18 protein-coding genes are annotated in these 18,799 nt (G+C 71.7%); 13 read left to right on the top strand and 5 right to left on the bottom strand.

Annotated elements, in window-relative coordinates:
- Position 1: 1 nt before the first annotated feature.
- Positions 2-778, bottom strand: coding sequence for a hypothetical protein (locus ACIBM5_RS42000; protein ID WP_391582468.1), 777 nt, complete (start codon positions 776-778; stop codon positions 2-4).
- A gap of 171 nt (positions 779-949) precedes the next feature.
- Between ACIBM5_RS42000 and ACIBM5_RS41995 the strand changes: the two genes are divergently transcribed.
- From ACIBM5_RS41995 to ACIBM5_RS41950, 10 genes are all read left to right on the top strand, one after another.
- Positions 950-1,762 (top strand): ABC transporter ATP-binding protein, encoded by an 813-nt coding sequence (locus tag ACIBM5_RS41995; protein WP_391582467.1) that lies wholly within the window; start codon positions 950-952, stop codon positions 1,760-1,762.
- 91 nt (positions 1,763-1,853) lie between these two features.
- Positions 1,854-2,261 carry an NfeD family protein gene (locus ACIBM5_RS41990; protein WP_396011999.1) on the top strand — a complete coding sequence of 136 codons (408 nt, stop codon included), beginning with the start codon at positions 1,854-1,856 and terminating at the stop codon, positions 2,259-2,261.
- A gap of 117 nt (positions 2,262-2,378) precedes the next feature.
- Positions 2,379-3,509 (top strand): SPFH domain-containing protein, encoded by a 1,131-nt coding sequence (locus ACIBM5_RS41985; protein ID WP_396011953.1) that lies wholly within the window; start codon positions 2,379-2,381, stop codon positions 3,507-3,509.
- Positions 3,510-3,625: 116 nt separating this feature from the next.
- Positions 3,626-4,396 carry a sulfite exporter TauE/SafE family protein gene (locus ACIBM5_RS41980; RefSeq protein ID WP_396011952.1) on the top strand — a complete coding sequence of 257 codons (771 nt, stop codon included), beginning with the start codon at positions 3,626-3,628 and terminating at the stop codon, positions 4,394-4,396.
- Positions 4,397-4,450: 54 nt separating this feature from the next.
- Positions 4,451-4,639 (top strand): DUF1272 domain-containing protein, encoded by a 189-nt coding sequence (locus ACIBM5_RS41975; protein ID WP_396011951.1) that lies wholly within the window; start codon positions 4,451-4,453, stop codon positions 4,637-4,639.
- 210 nt (positions 4,640-4,849) lie between these two features.
- Positions 4,850-5,824, top strand: a complete 975-nt coding sequence (locus tag ACIBM5_RS41970; protein ID WP_396011950.1) for a cobalamin biosynthesis protein — start codon at positions 4,850-4,852, stop codon at positions 5,822-5,824.
- Positions 5,821-7,332 (top strand): cobyric acid synthase, encoded by a 1,512-nt coding sequence (locus ACIBM5_RS41965; RefSeq protein WP_396011949.1) that lies wholly within the window; start codon positions 5,821-5,823, stop codon positions 7,330-7,332. The genes ACIBM5_RS41970 and ACIBM5_RS41965 overlap by 4 nt, the downstream gene beginning before the upstream one ends.
- A 70-nt stretch (positions 7,333-7,402) precedes the next feature.
- Entirely contained in the window at positions 7,403-8,338 is a 936-nt protein-coding gene (locus ACIBM5_RS41960; protein ID WP_396011948.1) for a metallophosphoesterase, read from the top strand.
- A gap of 184 nt (positions 8,339-8,522) precedes the next feature.
- Positions 8,523-10,550, top strand: a complete 2,028-nt coding sequence (locus ACIBM5_RS41955) for a hypothetical protein (protein WP_396011947.1) — start codon at positions 8,523-8,525, stop codon at positions 10,548-10,550.
- Position 10,551: 1 nt separating this feature from the next.
- Positions 10,552-12,033, top strand: coding sequence for a peptidase MA family metallohydrolase (locus ACIBM5_RS41950; protein ID WP_396011946.1), 1,482 nt, complete (start codon positions 10,552-10,554; stop codon positions 12,031-12,033).
- Between the two features lie 127 nt (positions 12,034-12,160).
- Here ACIBM5_RS41950 and ACIBM5_RS41945 read toward each other — a convergent pair whose 3' ends face one another.
- The gene (locus ACIBM5_RS41945) at positions 12,161-12,688 is read right to left on the bottom strand and encodes an HNH endonuclease (RefSeq protein WP_020556146.1); all 528 of its coding nucleotides are present in this window, start codon (positions 12,686-12,688) and stop codon (positions 12,161-12,163) included.
- 254 nt (positions 12,689-12,942) lie between these two features.
- On the bottom strand, positions 12,943-13,485 hold the full coding sequence (locus tag ACIBM5_RS41940; RefSeq protein ID WP_396011945.1) for a YbhB/YbcL family Raf kinase inhibitor-like protein: 543 nt from the start codon (positions 13,483-13,485) through the stop codon (positions 12,943-12,945).
- A gap of 135 nt (positions 13,486-13,620) precedes the next feature.
- Here ACIBM5_RS41940 and ACIBM5_RS41935 point away from each other — a divergent pair, with 135 nt between their 5' ends.
- The gene (locus ACIBM5_RS41935; protein ID WP_396011944.1) at positions 13,621-15,135 is read left to right on the top strand and encodes a hypothetical protein; all 1,515 of its coding nucleotides are present in this window, start codon (positions 13,621-13,623) and stop codon (positions 15,133-15,135) included.
- A gap of 70 nt (positions 15,136-15,205) precedes the next feature.
- On the opposite strand, the gene ACIBM5_RS41930 is transcribed toward ACIBM5_RS41935, so the two are convergent.
- Complete coding sequence (locus tag ACIBM5_RS41930) at positions 15,206-15,991, bottom strand: sporulation protein (RefSeq protein ID WP_391582456.1); 786 nt, start codon at positions 15,989-15,991, stop codon at positions 15,206-15,208.
- A 71-nt stretch (positions 15,992-16,062) separates the two neighbouring features.
- On the opposite strand from ACIBM5_RS41930, the gene ACIBM5_RS41925 reads away from it, so the two are divergent.
- Both ACIBM5_RS41925 and tyrS read left to right on the top strand, forming a co-directional pair.
- A complete protein-coding gene (locus ACIBM5_RS41925) occupies positions 16,063-16,749 on the top strand; it encodes a DNA-3-methyladenine glycosylase (RefSeq protein ID WP_396011943.1) in 687 nt (228 codons plus the stop codon).
- A gap of 151 nt (positions 16,750-16,900) precedes the next feature.
- Positions 16,901-18,178, top strand: a complete 1,278-nt coding sequence (tyrS, locus tag ACIBM5_RS41920) for a tyrosine--tRNA ligase (RefSeq protein WP_396011942.1) — start codon at positions 16,901-16,903, stop codon at positions 18,176-18,178.
- 344 nt (positions 18,179-18,522) lie between these two features.
- Here the strand turns inward: tyrS and ACIBM5_RS41915 are convergent.
- A partial coding sequence (locus ACIBM5_RS41915; RefSeq protein WP_396011941.1) for a hypothetical protein occupies positions 18,523-18,799 on the bottom strand: 277 nt, incomplete at its 5' end.

The raw sequence follows: 18,799 nt of genomic DNA, 5'->3' as shown, positions 1-18,799 counted from the left end.
CTCAGGCCCGGTCCGGCTCCAAGGCCGCGCCGTACGCCGCCACCATCGCCCGGCGGCAGGCCCGCTCCAGCGGGGCGAGCGCGCCGAGCCGGGCGGCCATCTCGGCGGCGCTGACCGCGGCGCCGTCCTCGCGGCCGGCCACGCTCAGCACCGCGTGGATCCGGCGCGCCTGGTCGAGCACCCGGCCGGCCCGACCCGGATGGCCGGGCGCCACCCGGGTGTCCGAGTCCTTGCGGTACAGCGCGGCGAGGGCACGCTGCGCCGCCGGACCGCTGCCCGCCACGTCCAGCCGGGTCAGGTCCTGGACCGCGTCGCGCATCGCCTCGGCCAGTTCGCGCTCCGCCTCGGCCAGGAACGGTCCCGGGGCGGGCCGGTCGGTCACCTCGACCATGCGCCAGGCCACCCGTACGGTCGCGTCGCCGATCGAGCCGTGGTGGGTCACCTCGGGCACCAGGCCGTAGGCGATGCCCGGCGCGCCGACCGTGATCGCCGCCTCGCCCGCGTCCAGCGCCAGGTCGTTGAAGGCGGGCGGTCCGGGCAGCGCCAGCGGATCGCCGGACACCGGCAGGGCCAGTCGCAGACCCGTCACGCCCAGGGCCCGCAACCGGCCCAGGGCCAGCGACAGGCCGACCGGCACAGCCTCGCCCGGCACGCCCGTCACCCGATGCGGTTCGTCCGTTCCGACGATCTCGGACACCGCGTCGTCCGGCGGAACGTGCCCGGTCAGCAGGGCATTGCCCCATGCGACGAGAAGTCCGGAGCGAGGTTCGGCAAGCATGCGGACAAGCGTAAGGGGCGTCACAACGCTCCCGGACACGACCTGAGGTCGCTCGGTGTCATAGGTTTCTCCCGGACCGGGTGCAACAACGCGGACCACGGAGCGAGGCGGTGATCCCACACAACGGGATGCCGTCCGGCGGCGTAGCGCACGATGGGGAGCTGGCAGGCGATGAGCGACGTTCTCGAACTGGTTGACGTATCGGTGGTGCGCGACGGTCGCCCTCTGGTGGACCAGGTCACCTGGTCGGTCGCGGAAGGCGAACGCTGGATCGTCGTCGGCCCCAACGGCGCCGGCAAGACGACTCTGCTGCAACTGGCGTCCACCTATCTGTTCCCCACCACCGGCACGGTCGCCGTGCTGGGCGAGAAGCTCGGCACGGTCGACGTGTTCGAGCTGCGTCCGCGCGTCGGGATGGCCTCGGCCGCGCTCACCGACAAGTTGCCCCGCCGCGAGCGCGTCCTGGACATCGTGCTGACCTCGGCCTACGGGATGACCGCCAAGTGGCACGAGCGCTACGACGCCGAGGACGAGCAGCGCGCCCGCCGACTGCTCGACCAGCTGGGCATGGCCGAATACATCGAGCGCCGGTTCGGCACGCTCTCCGAGGGCGAGCGCAAGCGGGTACAGATCGCCCGCGCGCTGATGACCGACCCCGAGCTGCTGCTGCTCGACGAGCCGGCCGCCGGGCTCGACCTGGGCGGGCGCGAGGATCTGGTCCGCCGGCTCGGCACGCTGGCCGCCGACCCGTACGCGCCGTCGATGATCCTGGTCAGCCACCACGTCGAGGAGATCCCGCCCGGCTTCACGCACATCCTGATGATCCGTCAGGGACGGGTGCTCGCGGCCGGCCCGATCGCCGACACGCTCAACTCGCGCAACCTCTCGCACTGCTTCGGTCTGCCGCTGATCGTCGAGCAGCAGTACGGGCGTTGGTCCGCCCGCGGGCTGCCGATGCCGGAGGCGCCGGACGCGCAGGGCTGACCTTCGCGACCGTTCCTGGGCTGATCATTCGTCCGAGAACCCCCTCCTGCCCACGGCGTCCACGATCTACGATGAACCCGTGGACGCATGGATGTGGTGGCTCATCGCGGTCGGGGCATTCGGCATCTTCGGCGTGCTCACCTCCTTCGTGGAGATGGGCATGTTCGCGATCGGGGCCGCCGCGGCAGCCGTGGCCGGCGGAGCCGGCGGCAACTTCCTGATCCAGAGCATCGTGTTCGCGGTCGTGTCGATCGCGCTGCTCGTGTTCGTACGACCCATCGTGGTCCGGCACAACAACACACCCGGATCACGCACCGGCATCGAGGCGCTCAAGGGCACCAGCGCCGTGGTCCTGGAGCGCGTCGACGAGAACGGCGGTCGGATCAAGCTGGCCGGTGAGGTCTGGTCGGCCCGCAGTCTGGACGCCACCGCCGTGTTCGAACCCGGCACCCGGGTGGACGTAGCGGACATCGTGGGCGCGACCGCCGTGGTGATGTGACGCCCGATCGGTTGCGCCGATCGTGTTGACGTCCCACGTCGGCCCGCGAACCCCTAGGCTCGATACAGCCTTGGTTTTCAAAGGCAGCCGCAGGCAAGCAGGACCTCGGGAGAGATCGTGAAGGCCACCGCCGTCATCGTCCTGGTCGTACTCGTACTGCTGGTGGTCGTCGCCCTGGTCAAGACGGTCAAGGTGATCCCCCAGGCGAGTGCCGCCATCGTCGAGCGTTTCGGGCGTTACACCCGAACGCTGCACGCCGGACTCAACATCCTCGTGCCGTTCATCGACCGGATCCGGCAGATGATCGACCTGCGTGAACAGGTCGTTCCCTTCCCGCCGCAACCGGTGATCACCGAGGACAACCTCGTGGTCCAGATCGACACCGTCATCTATTTCCAGGTCACCGACCCGCGCGCGGCCACCTACGAGATCGCCAACTACATCCAGGCGATCGAGCAGCTGACCATCACCACGCTGCGCAACATCATCGGTGGCATGGACCTCGAACAGACGCTCACCTCGCGCGAGGAGATCAACGCGGGGCTGCGCGGCGTGCTCGACGAGGCGACCGGGCGCTGGGGCATCCGGGTCAACCGGGTCGAGCTCAAGGCGATCGAGCCGCCGCCCTCCATCCAGGACTCGATGGAGAAGCAGATGCGCGCCGAGCGGGACAAGCGCGCGGCGATCCTGACCGCCGAGGGTCACCAGCGTTCGCAGGTGCTCACCGCGGAAGGTGACAAGGAAGCCGCAGTGCTGCGCGCCGAGGGTGAGCGCCAGGCCGCGGTGATCCGTGCCGAGGGTGAGGCACGCGCGATCGAGACCGTCTTCGAGGCGATCCACGCGGGCGAGGTGGACAACAAGCTGCTCGCCTACCAATACCTCCAGATGTTGCCGAAGATCGCCGAGGGCAGCTCGAACAAGCTGTGGATCCTGCCCAGCGAGGTCACCCGCGCGCTGGAGGGCATCGGCGACGCGGTCGGCAACCTGTCCTCGAACGGCTCCGGCCCGGCACACCGCGTACCGCAGGTGCCGGTCGAGGAGGAGCCGGCCTGGCCCGGCTCGGGCACCCCCGCAGCGCCCGTACGCAAGCCGCCGGCCGGAAACGGCGCCTCGTCGGCACCGCGTCCGCCCGCCGAGCCGCCGGCCGTGCCCGCGCAGGCTCCGAGCGAGCCGCCGCGCCGCGGTGGTCCGCCGGCCGCCGACGTCGAACCCCCGCACATCGAGCGGGGCCACCGCCCGCCGCGCTGAGGTGGGGCCCGCGGCTGCGATGATCACCTGCGTGCCGCGATGATCTCTGGCGTCGCGGCCACGGGGGACCGACGTCCCCCCGGGGTGCCAGGATCATTGCGGCGAAGCGGGTGGACATGAGCTGGTTGGAAGCTTTGGCGATCTTCGCCGCGGGCATCGCGGCCGGCGGGATCAACACGGTGGTCGGCTCCGGCACGCTGATCACCTTCCCCGTGTTGCTCGCCTTCGGGTATTCGCCGGTCACCGCCAACGTGTCGAACACGATCGGCCTGGTGCCGGGCTCGATCAGCGGGGCGATCGGATACCGACGCGAACTCGTGGGCCAAAAGCCCCGGTTGATCCGCCTCGGACTCGCCTCCCTGCTCGGCGGCCTGACCGGCGCGATCCTGCTGCTGACGCTGCCCGACGACGCCTTCAAGGCGATCGTGCCGGTGCTGATCGTGCTCGCGCTGGTGCTCGTGGTGCTGCAACCGCGCCTGGCCAAGCGGCTCGCGGCCCGGCGGGCCGAGAACGGCTCGGCCGGCGACGGGCCGCGGCACGGCGGCCCGTTGTTGTGGGTGGCCGTGTTCGGGACCGGCATCTACGGCGGCTACTTCGGCGCCGCGCAGGGCGTCCTGTTGCTCGCGCTGTTCGGCGTGTTCATCGCGGAGAACCTGCAACGCATGAACGCGGTGAAGAACGTGCTCGCCGGCATCGTCAACGGCGTCGCGGCGATCGTGTTCATGCTCGTCGCCGACGTCGCGTGGTGGGTGGTTCTGTTGATCGCGATCGGCTCGGTGATCGGCGGCCAGATCGGCGCCAAGGTCGGCCGCCGACTGCCGCCCACGGTACTGCGTGCGGTGATCGTCGTGGTGGGCCTGATCGCGGTCGTTCGACTGCTGCTCTGACGCCGCTCCGGCTACCCTGACCCCCTCGAACAGCCCTACCGGGGAGGTGGCCGGATGGCCCTGGAGATGCGCGAACGGTGCGAACGTTGCGACGTGGCACTCGGGGCCGACGGCCCGGCCCGGATCTGCTCGTACGAGTGCACCTTCTGCGAACCGTGCAGCGCCGCGATGGACGACACGTGCCCCAACTGCGGCGGCGAACTCGTCCCGAGACCACGCCGGGCGGAACCGGCGGTCGGGTAGCGCCCGGGCCGGGCAGGCGGGCGGCTCGCGCCGGGCGGATCGGGTGGTCGGGCAGCGCCGAGTGGGCGGGTCGAGGGAGCCGGCGCCATGGGCCGCGGTCGGCGAGACCCTCGGGTCGTGGGCCCGGGATCGGCGAGGCCGGCGTGCCGGCCGGGAGCAAGTCCCGAGCCGCCCGCGGGGGATCCGCGGCCTCGTGAAACGATGCCCGGCATGCCAGTCACGTCCCGCGCCGTAGGCCTCGCCGCAGGTGTCCTCCTGGACGCCGCCTTCGGAGACCCCCGTCGCGGCCACCCCGTGGCCGGCTTCGGGAGTGTGGCCGGTCGGCTGGAACGGGCCCTGTACCGCGACGACCGCGCCCGCGGCGTCGCGTACACGGCGCTGTGCGTCGCCGGCACCGTCGGCCTCGGCCTCGGGCTGCGCCGCGCGGTCGCCGGCCGCCCGCTCGCCGGCGCCGTGGTCACCGCCGGATGCACGTGGGCCGTCCTCGGCGGCACCACCCTGCGCCGCGAGGCCCGGCTGATCGCCGCCCCGCTGGTGGCCGGGGACCTGCCCGCCGCCCGGGCCGCGCTGCCTCGGCTGGTCGGCCGCGACCCGGCCCGCCTGGACGACAAGGGCATCGCCCGCGCCGTGGTCGAATCGGTCGCCGAGAACACCTCCGACGCCGTGGTCGCCCCGCTGTTCTGGGGCGCCGTCGCGGGCGTCCCGGGCCTGCTGGGCTACCGCGCGATCAACACCCTCGACGCGATGGTCGGCCACCACAGCGCACGGTACGAGAACTTCGGCCGGGCCTCGGCCCGCCTCGACGACGCGGCCAACTGGCTGCCCGCCCGCCTCACCGGCCTGCTCACCGTCGCCGCCGCCCCGGTGGTCGGCGGTGACCCGGCCCGTGCGTGGGCCGTCCTGCGTCGGGACGGCGGCAGCCATCCCAGCCCCAACGCGGGCCGCTGCGAGGCATCCGCCGCCGGCGCGCTGGACGTACGTCTGGGCGGCCGCAACGTCTACGCCGGCCGCACCGAGGACCGCCCCACGCTCGGCGACGGCCCGCCGCCGAGCCCCACCGACATCGACCGCGCGAACCGGCTCTCCGCCACCGTCGGCCTGGCCGCGGCGGCCCTGGCCGTCGCCGTCGCCGCCGCGCGCACCGCGTCGCGTCCCCGAACGGTCCGTCGAAAGGCACATCGATGAACGGCGCCCTCCTGGTGGCCGGCACCACCTCCGACGCGGGCAAGAGCGTCGTGGTCGCCGGGCTGTGTCGGCGGCTTGTTCGGGAGGGCGTCAAGGTCGCGCCGTTCAAGGCGCAGAACATGTCGCTCAACTCGATGGTCACCGCCGACGGTGCGGAGATCGGTCGTGCCCAGGCGATGCAGGCCGCCGCCGCGCGGATCGAGCCGGAGGCGGTGATGAACCCGGTGCTGCTCAAGCCCGGCGGGCTGATGAGCAGTCAGGTCGTGCTGCTGGGCAAGCCGATCGCAGAGGTCGGCGCGCTGAACTACCGCGACCTGAAGCCGCGTCTGTTCGAGGCCGTGCTCGAATCGCTGGCCGATCTGCGGGCGCGCTACGACGTGGTGGTGTGCGAGGGCGCGGGCAGCCCGACCGAGATCAACCTGCGTGACCGGGACATCACCAACATGGGCCTGGCCCGGGCCGCGAACCTGCCGGTGCTCGTGGTCGGCGACATCGACCGGGGCGGCATCTTCGCGTCCTTCTTCGGCACCCTCGCGCTGCTCTCCTCCGAGGACCAGGCGCTGGTCTGCGGCTTCGTGATCAACAAGTTCCGCGGCGACGCGCGCCTGCTCGACCCGGCGCTGACCCGGATGCGCGAACTCACCGGACGTCCGGTCCTGGGCGTGCTGCCGTTCCTGGGCGGCCTGTGGCTGGACGTGGAGGACTCGCTCGCGCTCGACGCCGACCGGGGCACGCCACAACCGCCGCTCGGCGCGGATGTCCTGCGGGTCGCGGTGCTGCGACTGCCGCGGATCAGCAACTTCACCGACATCGACGCGCTTTCGGTCGAACCCGGCGTCGTGGTCCGCTTCGTGAGCACACCGGGCGAGATCGCCGACGCCGACCTGGTGGTGCTGCCCGGCACCCGCGCCACCGTCGCCGACCTGGCCTGGCTGCGCGAGCGCGGCCTGGACACCGCGCTGGCCCGCCGCGCCGCCGAGGGCCGACCCGTACTCGGGATCTGCGGCGGCTATCAGATGCTCGGCCACGAGATCCACGACGACGTGGAGAGCCGCGCGGGTACCGTGCCGGGCCTGGGCCTGCTCCCGGTCCGGATACGCTTCGCCGCCGGCAAGACCCTGGCCCGCCCCTGCGGATTCGCCGCCGGCGAGCCGGTGACCGGGTACGAGATCCATCACGGCATCGTCGACGTCGAGGCAGGCGAGCCGCTGTTCACCGCCGCCGACGGCACCGCGCTGGACGGTTGTCGGGTCGGCGCGGTGACCGGCACGCTGTGGCACGGCGCCCTGGAGAACGACGGCTTCCGCCGGGCGTTCCTGACCCGGACCGCCGAACTGGCCGGCCGGCGGTTCCTCGCCTCGCCCGACACCTCCTTCGAGGCGGCCCGGCAGAACCGGCTGGACGCCCTGGGCGATCTGATCGCCGACCACCTGGACAACGCGGCGGTGGACCGGCTGATCACCGCGGGCGCGCCTGCCGGCCTGCCCTTCGTGCCACCGGGGGCGTAGGCCTCGCCAAGTCCTGGGGAAATACCCCGGACGAGCCGTCGCCCGATCGCCGATGATGGATTTCGGGGGCGTGGACGCACGCGAAATCGGGGTGGAAGGGCGGGGGCTCACGATGCGGATCCTGCTGGCCGGAGACACGCACGGCAACACCGGACACGTGCGGCGGCTGCTTGACGCCGCCGCGGAACTCGACGTCGATCTGATCTTCCAACTCGGCGACTTCGGCTTCTGGGAGCACGAGGCATCCGGCGTCCGCTACCTGGACGCGGTCAACCGCTCCGCCCGCTCGCGCGGCGTCGACGTGTACTTCCTGGACGGGAACCACGACAAGACCTCGCTGCTGATGGAGTCCTACGGCGACCGGCGGGACGAACACGGCTTTGCGATCGTGCGCCCCCGGGTGCGCTACGCGCCGCGCGGGCACCGTTGGTCCTGGCGCGGGACGAACTTCCTCGCCTTCGGCGGTGCCCTCTCGCTGGACCGCGAGCAGCGGCTCGCCGAGGAGCGCCGGCGCCACGAGAAGGCGCAGCGCAAGGAGGGCTTCCGGCGCGGCGCGGGTCGGCCACCCGGCGACGTACCCGACTTCGCGGGCACCCTGTGGTTCCCCGAGGAGCAGGCCACCGACGCGGACGTCGACGCGATCCTGGCCGACCCGGCGCCGGTCGACATCCTGCTCACCCACGACAAGCCGCTGCGCACCGCGCCCGAGTTCAACCGCAAGGACGACCCGCGCTGCCTGCCCAACCAGCAACGCGTCCAGCGCCTCGTGGACGCCTACCGGCCCACCCTGGCCGCGCACGGCCACCTGCACTTCCGGTACACCGAGGAACTCGCCCACCCGGACGGCTCGTCCACCCGCGTCGAGGGCCTGGCCGCCGACCCGATGGCCTCCTACGACGTGCCCGACTACCGCGTCCCCGACTCCTGGCACGTCCTCGACCTCACCGACCCGACCCCCGCGGCAGGCCCCGACCCGGACACCGTCGGAGCGGGCAGCACCTCCTGACCGAAGGTCGGAACGTACAGGCCGAGACAAATGGTTGATCGATTGCGGGTGTGGCATGTGACCGTTCCCGGCCCCCCCTTGCCGGGGACGGCCCGGGCGTGGATAGCCTCGGCGAACACATGATCGGATCGCCGACCGGGGCCGGGGCGGAATCATCGGGCCGGCGGTCCAGGGGAGGACTGGCATGTCCGACATGCCCACTGCCGCCGACGGCGCACATCCGCCGCGCGGCGCATCGACCGGCGGACCCACCGAATCCGAGACCGAGCACGAACCGCGGCCCGAGGTCCGGGACATCGGAACGGCCGAGGCCGGCCCGGAGGCGATACCCGGCCGGGACGCCATCGGCGACGGCCGCGCCCCGACGCCCGACGCAGCGGAGCCCGTCGCGGCGGAGCCGGACTCACCCCGCGTGTCCACCGCACCGACGACACCCGCCGAAACCCCGGAAGCAGCCGAGGCGTCCACCGCCCCTGCGGCACTCCGGACCCCCCGGGCTCCCGCAGCGCCGCAGACGCCCGAGGAGCCCGCCGCGCCTGCGGCGCCCCAGGTTCCCCCGATACCCCGGGCAGCCGCGGCACGGCAGACGCCCGAGGAGCCCGCCGCGCCTGCGGCGCCCCCGATACCCCGGGCGCCCGAAGCGCCGCAATCGCCCGAGGGGTCCGCCGCGCCCCGGAGGCCCGACGCACCCGCGGCGCCCGCGGCTTCCGCGCCGTCCGGGTCGGCCGCGCCGCCCCCGATACCCACCACACCTGCGCCGGCACCGAATCCCGAAACGCCCGAATTCCCTTCCCAGGTCGGCTTCTACGGGCCCCTCCCCTTCATTCCCCCGCCCGACCAGCAGCGCCGCAACGCCCGGCGGCATCTGCTCGCCGCGGCCGGTGGCGTGCTCGCGATCCTCGCGCTTCTCGCGTCCCTCGCCGTCGGCGGCGTCTTCGACACACCGTCCTCCCCGGCCGCCGCGCCGATAGCGGAGCAGGACGGTGGCGAGACCTCCGCGAAGACCGAGGAGAAGGCTCCGGTCACCCGGATCGCGACGTCCGACGTGGCCTTCCTGACCGACAACCGCACCCAGGCCCTCAAGTCCGGCAACGCCGACGCGTTCGTGGCCGGCATCGACCCCGCCGCCACCGAACTGATCGCCGCACAGCGCCGGGTGTTCGCCAATCTTCGGCTGTTCCCGTTCACGAGCGTCGAATTCCGGCCACCCACGGCGTACAGCGACGCGGGTGCCGACGCCGGCCCGCTCACCCGGGACGTGAACGTCGTATTCGCCCACCAGGTGACCGGCGTGGACAGCGAGCCGATCGCCGAGCGCTACATCTGGACGGTCTTTCGCGCCTCGGTCGGCGCCCCGCTGGTGATCACCAAGATCATCGGCGCCTCGACCCGCGGCGGTGGCAACGCCTACCCCGCGCCCTGGGACGAGAGCGAACTCGCGCTGATCGAACGCCCGCACGTACTCCTCGCCGTGCCCGTCAAGAACAAGGCCAAGGCCGCGGCCTGGGCCGATCGTGCGGAGAGCGCGCTGAAGAAGAACCTCGCGGTGTGGAAGGGGCCGGCCATCACGCCGCAGCGCTACGTCGTCTACGTCACGCCCGACCACGACACCTTCACCCGCGCGCTGTCCGGCAACGACCTGCCCAACGTCACCGGCGTGTGCCGCACGATGCCGCCGGCCCGCCCGGTCGGCCGCGACCAGCCGATGGCCGGCAGCCGGATCACCCTGGACGGCTCGGACGGCATGTTCACCAAGAGCGACGGCGAACAGCAGATGCACCTGATGCGGCACGAGCTCGGTCACGCCATGGTGGCCGAGTTCGAGCGAGGCGGCGACGGGCCGCCGCTGTGGGTCTCCGAGGGCTTCGCCGAGTACCTCGCCTGGACCGACCTCTCGCTCGCCGAGTGGTTCCAGCCGGACGCCCGCGACCAGGTCCGGGCGGGCAGGTTCAGCGGCAGGTTGCCCACCGACACCGAGGTCAACTCGCCGGACGCCAAGACCTCGACCGTCGGCTACCACTACAGCATGCTCGCCATCCGCTACATCGCGGAGAAGTACGGCGCAGCCAAGGCCGACGTGTTCGTGGTCGCGGTGTACAAGGACTCCACCCCGGCCGCCCTGGACGCCGCGCTCAAGGAGGCGACCGGCCTGGACCGGGACACCTTCGAAAGCAACTGGGCCAAGTACGTCAAGACCAAGGTGGGCAACTGACGTGCCGTACGACCCGTACGGCCTGTGGCCGGACGCCGTCGAACCACGGCGTTCCCGACCGTGGGCGATCTGCGTCGCACTGCTCGGCGGTCTGCTCTCGCTCTCCTTCGTGTTCGGCGCGGTGTCGGCAGGCGGCCGGCTCGTCGGGCTCGACACCGCCGAACGGCTGCTCGGTCACGGCCGATCGGCGTCGGCTCCGTCCATCGACCGCTCCGCGTCCGGCAGCACCGAACCGGGAGCACCCGCCGCCGACGCGAGCGGGTACTCGAACCGGATCAGTACCCGCGTGTACGCCCGGGTGGCGGCCCTGGTCACGACCCGATCGGCGGCCTTCGAGCGCGGTGACGAAACCGCCTTCCTGGCCCGTGTCGACCGGCAGGACACCACCCTGCTCGACGGTCAGCGCCGGTTGTTCGCCAACCTGCGCAAGGTTCCGTTCGACACCGCCCGCTGGCGGCCGCTCGGCGCCGGCACGACGGTCACCGCCGACGGCTCCAGTGCGGAGCAACCCGGCACCGCCGCCGCATGGCCGGTGACGGTGAGCCTGAACGTCGCCTTCGAACACGCCATCACCGGTGTCGACCTGGGCCCCGTTCCGGAGACCTACGTCTGGAAGGCCCGCTGCGCCGGCCCCGACGACCCGTGCACCCTCATCGGCCTGGACGGCGCCGCCGACGACGACACCAAGTCGGGCTTCGCCGGCTACCCCGCCGCGTGGGATCTGTGGGACATGCGCGTCGAACGGCGCCCGCACGTGGTGCTGATGGGCCCCGGGCAGGACGCGGCCGCCCTGCGCCGCAACGCGGATCTCGCCGAACAGGCCGCCGTATACACGCTCGGCGCCTGGAAGGGCGGCTCCGGCACCTCGCCCGGCTTCGCCCTCGTGCTGACCTCGTCCCGGGCGTCCTTCGCCAAGCTGTACAGCAGCGGCGACGTGCAGGAGTGGGCGGCGGGCTACGCACTGGCCATGCCCGGGACCGACCGGTCCATCGGCGGCGTGCGCATGGTCGTGGACGACGACCAACTCCGCGGCGATGCGGCGTTCGCGCCGATCCTGCTCCGGCACGAGATGACGCACGCCCTGGTCGCCCCGCTGGCCCGGCCCGGCCGCGGCGCCGAACTGCCGACCTGGCTGGCCGAAGGGTTCGCCGACTGGCAGGCGGAGGCCGACCGGCCGCTCGCGCCCGTGGTCACCCGCAACATCCGCGCGCTGATCGACCGGGGGAGGTTCACCGGCGAACTGCCCGCCGAGGGGGACTTCGAGACCAGTGACGAGGACCGGGTCGAGAACGCCTACAACCTGGCCCACCTGATGCTGCGTTACCTGGCCAAGACCTTCGGCGCGGAGCGGGTGTGCGCCTTCTACACGGACAGCGTCACCGGCCGATACGGCTCCACGGACGAGGCGCTGACCGCGTCCTTCGGCATCGCGCCGGACCGACTCCGCAACGATTGGGCGGCCTGGGTCCGCAAAACCGTCTGACCGCCGAAGGACTCGCAAAGCCGACGGACCCGAAGGACCGGAGCGAGCCGAAGGACCCGAAAGACCCGAAGCCGCCGGGGGATTCGCACCCCCGGCGGCTTCGGTCGGACCTCGCCGGGTACCCGCGTCAGGCGCCCATCGCGAGCACCGGCGGCCGTACCGGCTCGGCGAGCCACTGCGCGCCCTCGACGTCCGCCACGCCGAACGCGAGCACCAGCGCCCGGGTCGCCGACGGCTCGTACGGCTGGAACAACAGCCGCATCCCGGCCTCGGCCGGCGTCCGGGCCGCCTTGCGCTGATTGTCGCTCCCGCACGCGGCGACCGTATTCAGCCACGAGTCCGCGCCACCACGCGAACGCGGCAGCACGTGGTCCACCGTGGTCGCCCGCCCACCGCAGTACGCGCAGCGCCGGTTGTCCCGGAGCAGCACACCCCGACGCGACCACGAGGCCTGTTGTCGGAACGGCACCCGGACGAACTTGAGCAACCGGATCACCCGCGGCAACGGGAACTCGGCAGTCGCGGCCCGCACCACCCGGCCGGGATCCACGTGCTCGACGACGGCCTTCTCCTGCAGTACCAACACGAGCGCGCGCTTGAACGACACCGTCGCCAGCGGCTGGTACGTCGCGTTCAACACCAACGTCTCCCGCATGCGACCTCCCCTCACCTGGTCGACGAGGGGACGAGCGAGCACACCCGGACGCGCACCGAACCGGCCGGGCGCGACCACGCGCTCAGCTTTGGGGCGGTGCTGCGACGCTCATGCGCACCCTTCGACTCGACGAACCGTCAGTACGGACAACTCGACCACTGTGCCTTTTGAACGATCACCGGGACAACGCAATTACCGGACGGGAATCCGCGCCGGGCCGGCCGATTGTGATCAGCCCGCGCCCGGCGCCACGATCACTGCGCGTACGTGTTCACCAGGACCGCGCGCGCGAGCGTGTGCGAGAACAGGTTGAAGCCCACGAACGCCGGTGTCGCGCTCTCGTCCACGCCGAGCTTGTCCACGTCCAGCGCGTGCACGGTGAAGACGTACCGGTGCGGGTAGTGCCCGGGCGGCGGGGCGGCACCGACATAGCCCGGGCCGCCGGTGTCGTTGCGCACGTGGAAGGCCCCCGAGGGGAGCGCCTTGCCGTCGGGTGCGCCCGCGCCGGTCGCCAACTCGGTGACACCCGCCGGGATGTCCACCACGACCCAGTGCCAGAAACCGCTGTGCGTCGGCGCGTCCGGGTCGAAGCAGGTCACCGCGAAGCTCTTGGTGTCGGCCGGGAAACCGGACCAGGACAACTGCGGCGACACGTCCTCGCCGCCCGCCCCCATCACACCGCTGACCTGAGCGGTCGGCAGGGTCGAACCGTCCGACAGATCCCGGCTGGTGACCGCGAAGAAGGGCCGCTCCGGCAGGTAGTCGTAGGGCATCGAGGGCTTGTTGGGCTCGGTCACGCGAGGCTCCGATCGTGCTCGGTGGCACCCGGCCGCCTGCCGGGCGCCTCGTCCGAACGAGCCTATTCTCACCGTCGGCCGAACCGGCGAAGATCGCATAGGTATCCTCGCGCCAACAGGGGGGAGGCATCCGGGGTGACCCAGCCGACGCACGACACCGGCGATGCCGCCGACGACGCCCCGTCCGGCATATCCGCCGCGGCCGTCGACCGAGTCGACGGCACGGACAAGGCGATACCCGAGGCCGCACCGGCCCGGCCGCGATCCGTCGCGCGCCGACTCGCCGCACCGCTGATCGCCCTGCTGCTCGCGCTCACCGCACTGATCGTGTTCGGTGTCACGCTCAGCGGGCCGGGCAGCGCGAAGCCGCGCAACACCGACGGCGCGTTCGGCCCACGCCCGGGCACCGCGACACCGGTGGCCCCCGCCCACGGCCCGGCGATCGCCACCGCCGACATCCAGACCCTGGCCGACCGCCGCACCAAGGCCCTGATCGGCCGGGACGAGCAGGCCTTCACCGCGGACCTCGACCCGGACATCCCCGACCTGGTCGCCGGCCAACTGCGGCTGTTCGCCAACCTCGGCCGGGTGTCCTTCGACCAGGTCGGCTACCGCGTCGAGACGGTGCAGACCATGCCCGCCACCGACGAGCGGATCACCGCCTACGTGGACATCTCCTTCGACCACCGGATCTCGACCGCCGACACCGCGACCGTCGGCGAGGGCTACCGCTGGACCGTGGTCCGGGCCGGCCCCGGCGCCCCACTGCTCATCTCCGCCGTCGACGGCACCCCCTACGACGGGGCCGGCTACGCATACGCCCGGGACTACCCCGCCCCCTGGGACCACGCCGATTTGACCGTGGTCCGCCGCGCCCACGTGGTCGTCCTCGCCGACCCGGCCACCTCCGCCGGCGCCGACCGACTCGCCGACGACGCCGAGGAGGCCGCGCGCGCCGACATCGAGACCTGGGCCGACGGCGGACCGCCCGGCACCGCACCCGGCTTCGTGATCGTCCCGGTCGCCGACCGCGACACCTTCTACCGGCTGTACGGCGGACGCACCGGCGAACACGGCGAGGAATCCGGCCTCACCTACGCGCTGCGCACCATCGACCCGGCCGGCAAGGGGCGCTTCGGCGGCTCCCGGATCGTCCTGGACACCACCTCGGGCTGGTTCACCTCGCCCAACCCGCAGCGGCTCGGCGAACTGCTGCGCCACGAAATGGCCCACGCGCTGGTCACCCCGCTGCGCAACGAGGTGCCCAACCAGGACCAACCCGTCTGGGTCGTCGAGGGCTTCGCCGACTGGCTCGCGCTGCGTGGCCGAAGCCTGCTCGGCACCGACGAGCTGTACGAGGCCAGGACCTACCTCGCCGCGAACCGCTTCACCGGCAAACTGCCCACGGACAACGAGCTTTACCAGGCCGACACGGTCGGCAACGCCGCCGCGTACGAGCTCGCCCACCTGGCGATCCGCCGAATCGAGGAGATCGGCGGCACCCTGGCCGTGTACGGCTTCGTCACCGCCGTCTACGCCGACCCGGCCCCGGCCGCCGTGGACGCGGCGATCGGCAAGGCGACCGGCATGCCGCGGGCGAGATTCGAGACGGACTGGGCGGCCCGGGTCCACGCCCTCCTGGACGCGTGACGCACCGGGCCGCCGCCCCTGCCGGACGAACCCGCTCCGCCAGGGGCACCTTCGTGCTGGTGCAGCGGGGCTAGAACCAGCCGCGGCGCTGACCCAGTTCCTGGAACCAGCCGTGCAGATAGGCGTTCCAGTCGGTCTGCTGCGCGGTGCCGTGGTTCACGGTGAACCGCCGGATCGCGTCGCTCCCGCCGGAGAGCGCGCCGCCCTTCTTGTCGATCTCCAGGATCACCTCGGTCGCGTGCTCGGCCGACACGAAGGTCAACTCGACCTCGTTGATGCCGCGCGCATACGCCTGCGGCGGAGCGAACTCGATCTCCTGGTAGAACGGCAACCGCTGGTCGACCCCGCGGATGTGCCCCTGCTCCAGGTCGGCGGCCTTGAAGTGGAAGCCCAGGTTCCCGAAGGCGTCGAGGATCAACGCCTGCGCCGGAAACGCGCCCACCGCGATCGGGTCGAGGTCGCCCTTGTCGATCGCCCGATCGATGGCCAGCTCGGTTCGCACGCCGATCGTGGTCCCGCGCAGCTGCACCCCGCGGAACGTGGTCAGCGGCGTCTCCCACGGCACCGGCAGCCGGAACTGCAGATCGTGCGTCGCACCCTCGCGCAGGTCGAACTCGCCGCCCACCTGATGCCGGCCGAACTCGACGTTCCGCCGCTGCTCGCCGTCCTGGGTCTCCACCTCGACGACGGCCTGGAAGCCGACGAACAAGCCCTCGATCCGCTGGTCGACCTTGCCGCCCTGGACCCGGATCCGTCCCTCGACCACACCGCCCGGCATGGTCTCGGTGGAGTGCAGCTCGGTCTCCACCGAGGCGCTGCCCGCACCCATACTCGCCATCAACTTCTTGAAAACCACATGTCCTCCCCGATGATCGTCTCGACGGCCCATTCCATCACGCGTGCCCGGCCGCTCTAAGCTGGCTCGTCATGCGTGCCTCCACCGCCGATCCCGTCGATCCCACCGAACCGCTGCCGCGCTCGTTCTTCGACCGCCCGGTCCTGGCCGTCGCCGCCGATCTGCTCGGCCGAACCGTCGTACACGAGACCGAGGCCGGCCCGGTCGAGCTGCGGCTGACCGAGGTCGAGGCCTACGACGGCGCCAACGACCCCGGCTCGCATGCCTTCCGGGGCAGGACCGCCCGCAACGCGACGATGTTCGGCCCACCCGGACACCTGTACGTCTACTTCACGTACGGCATGTACTACTGCGCCAACCTGGTCTGCGGCCCACCCGGCCGCGCATCCGGGGTGCTGCTGCGCGGCGGCGAGATCACCGCCGGTACCGCTCTGGCCCGCGCCCGCCGCCCCACCACCCGCAGGGACACCGACCTCGCGAGCGGCCCCGCCCGCCTGGCCATGGCGCTGGCGCTGGATCGCACCCAGGACGGTACCGACGTCTGCGACCCCACCGGCCCGGTGCGCGTCCTGTACGGCACACCACCGGCCCGCACCGCCGTCCGAACCGGCCCACGCACCGGCGTCGGCGGCGGCGGCGCCACCCAACCGTGGCGCTTCCACATCGACGGCGACCCGACGGTCAGCCCGTACCGGGCCCACCAACCCCGCAAGCGCACCGCCAAGCCGTCCGCCGAAGCCGGCAGTCAAAGTGGTTAGCGCACAGGGCGGCGCGTCGGGCACCCTGTAACCGCTGTACCGGCCGAATGCGCCGCACCCGCTGCACCTGCCACATGCGGCCGCGCCGTCCGTACCCGCGTATCCGCTGTATCCGCTGTATCCGTTGTATCGACCGAGGAGACCGAGCACTGTGACGGACATCGTCGACGAGTTGCGGTGGCGGGGCCTGCTGGCCCAGACCACCGACGAGGACGCGCTCAAGAAGGCGTTCGCGGACGGTCCCGTCACGGCGTATTGCGGGTTCGACCCGACCGCGGCCAGCCTGCACGTCGGCCACCTCACCCAGGTACTGACCCTGCGCCGGCTGCAGCTCTTCGGCCACCGCCCGATCGCCCTGGTCGGCGGCGCCACCGGTCTCATCGGCGACCCCAAGCCGTCGGCCGAGCGCGCGATGAACGAGGTCGCCACCGTCGAGACCTGGACCGACCGGATCCGGGGTCAACTCTCCGCGTTCCTCGACTTCGACGGCTCCGAGCCGAACACCGCCGTGATGGCGAACAACCACGACTGGATCTCGCAGCTGAGCATCGTCGAGTACCTGCGCGACGTGGGCAAGCACTTCAGCGTTAACCAGATGCTCGCGCGCGAGACGGTGAAGTCCCGGCTCGCCGGCGAGGGCATGAGCTACACCGAGTTCAGCTACGTGCTGCTCCAGTCCTACGACTTCGTCGAGCTCTACCGGCGGCACGGCTGCACGCTCCAGATCGGCGGCAGCGACCAATGGGGCAACATCACCGCCGGCCTCGACCTGATCCGCCGCATCACCGGCAACGAGCCGCACGGTCAGGCACACGCGCTGACCACCAACCTGCTCACCAAGGCGGACGGCAGCAAGTTCGGCAAGACCGAGGGCGGCACGGTCTGGCTCGACCCCGAGCTGACCACGCCGTACGCCTTCTACCAGTTCTGGCTGGGCGCCGACGACCGTGACGTGTCGCGCTACCTGCGCACCTTCAGCTTCCGCTCGCGCGAGGAGATCGAGACCCTCGAACGAGACAGCGCGGAGCGCCCCGCCGCCCGCATCGGACAGCGCGCCCTCGCCGAGGAACTGACCACGCTGGTACACGGCGCCGACCAGTGCACCGCGGTGGTCGAGGCCAGCAAGGCACTGTTCGGCCAGGGCGACCTGACCGCGCTTGACGAGGCGACGCTCCGCTCGGCGGTCGCGGAACTCCCGGGCGCACAACTGACGGAGACCCCGACGGTGGTCGACGCCCTGGTGGCCACCGGCCTCGCCCCGAGCAAGGGCGCTGCCCGGCGCACCATCAAGGAGGGCGGCGCCTACCTCAACAACGCCAAGGTGACCGACGAGGACGCGGTGATCGCCGCGACCGACCTGCTGCACGGCCGCTGGGCCCTGCTGCGCCGCGGCAAGCGCAACCTCGCCGCGGCGGAGATCACCGCCTGACACAAGGCAGTTGATGGTTCGTCAGGTACACCTTCGGATCACTCGTCGAGCCGGTTCCCGACCCGTTCCACTGGGTATAGGGGACCGGCTTGACCCGTCCTAGAGGGTGGTTTAAGCTCGTACGAGTCGCAACTTCGGGAGATCCGGACAGGCGCGCCCTCAACACCGGCGCGATGGCCGATCCCACCGCGACTCACACCCCAACGATCCATCCGGAAACGGACGGCCTTCGGCCGTTCCGTCCCTGTGGTGTCTCCGTGGCGGGCGTGAACCAGTGGAACCAGTGATACACACAAGGCCCTTTGTGAAGCGCGCGGAATTTGATCATCCAAATTCCGGGGGTTTTATTTGTGCTGCCATTTATTACTGGGAATCACATTCTTGGAATGAGATTCGGCATTATCGCGGAAACCTGCTAAGGTTGAAGCATCGAGTACCGGAGAGATCCGGAGCACGACGCGCGGCTCGCAGGCCGCCGGCGCCGCAGGATTGATCATGCGGAGTCGGTGGAGGCGGGAAAACGGGTCTGCTAGGCTCGGCGGGCCGGAAGCGGAAGAAACGCAAGTTTCGAAAGCGGAAGGCACGAAGAAACGGACGAAAAGCGGGTCGCAAGATCTGCTA

The sequence above is a fragment of the Embleya sp. NPDC050493 genome, assembly GCF_044458105.1.
Classification (GTDB): domain Bacteria; phylum Actinomycetota; class Actinomycetes; order Streptomycetales; family Streptomycetaceae; genus Embleya.
The sequence above is the reverse complement of the archived record's forward strand: the minus strand, read 5'-3'. Positions and strand labels throughout refer to the sequence as shown.

Coding starts and splice junctions, on each gene's coding strand:
- ACIBM5_RS42000 (WP_391582468.1), bottom strand. CDS start 778: ATGCTTGCCGAACCTCGCTCCGGACTTCTCGTCGCATGGGGCAATGCC.
- ACIBM5_RS41995 (WP_391582467.1), top strand. CDS start 950: ATGAGCGACGTTCTCGAACTGGTTGACGTATCGGTGGTGCGCGACGGT.
- ACIBM5_RS41990 (WP_396011999.1), top strand. CDS start 1,854: ATGTGGTGGCTCATCGCGGTCGGGGCATTCGGCATCTTCGGCGTGCTC.
- ACIBM5_RS41980 (WP_396011952.1), top strand. CDS start 3,626: ATGAGCTGGTTGGAAGCTTTGGCGATCTTCGCCGCGGGCATCGCGGCC.
- ACIBM5_RS41975 (WP_396011951.1), top strand. CDS start 4,451: ATGGCCCTGGAGATGCGCGAACGGTGCGAACGTTGCGACGTGGCACTC.
- ACIBM5_RS41970 (WP_396011950.1), top strand. CDS start 4,850: ATGCCAGTCACGTCCCGCGCCGTAGGCCTCGCCGCAGGTGTCCTCCTG.
- ACIBM5_RS41965 (WP_396011949.1), top strand. CDS start 5,821: ATGAACGGCGCCCTCCTGGTGGCCGGCACCACCTCCGACGCGGGCAAG.
- ACIBM5_RS41955 (WP_396011947.1), top strand. CDS start 8,523: ATGTCCGACATGCCCACTGCCGCCGACGGCGCACATCCGCCGCGCGGC.
- ACIBM5_RS41945 (WP_020556146.1), bottom strand. CDS start 12,688: ATGCGGGAGACGTTGGTGTTGAACGCGACGTACCAGCCGCTGGCGACG.
- ACIBM5_RS41925 (WP_396011943.1), top strand. CDS start 16,063: ATGCGTGCCTCCACCGCCGATCCCGTCGATCCCACCGAACCGCTGCCG.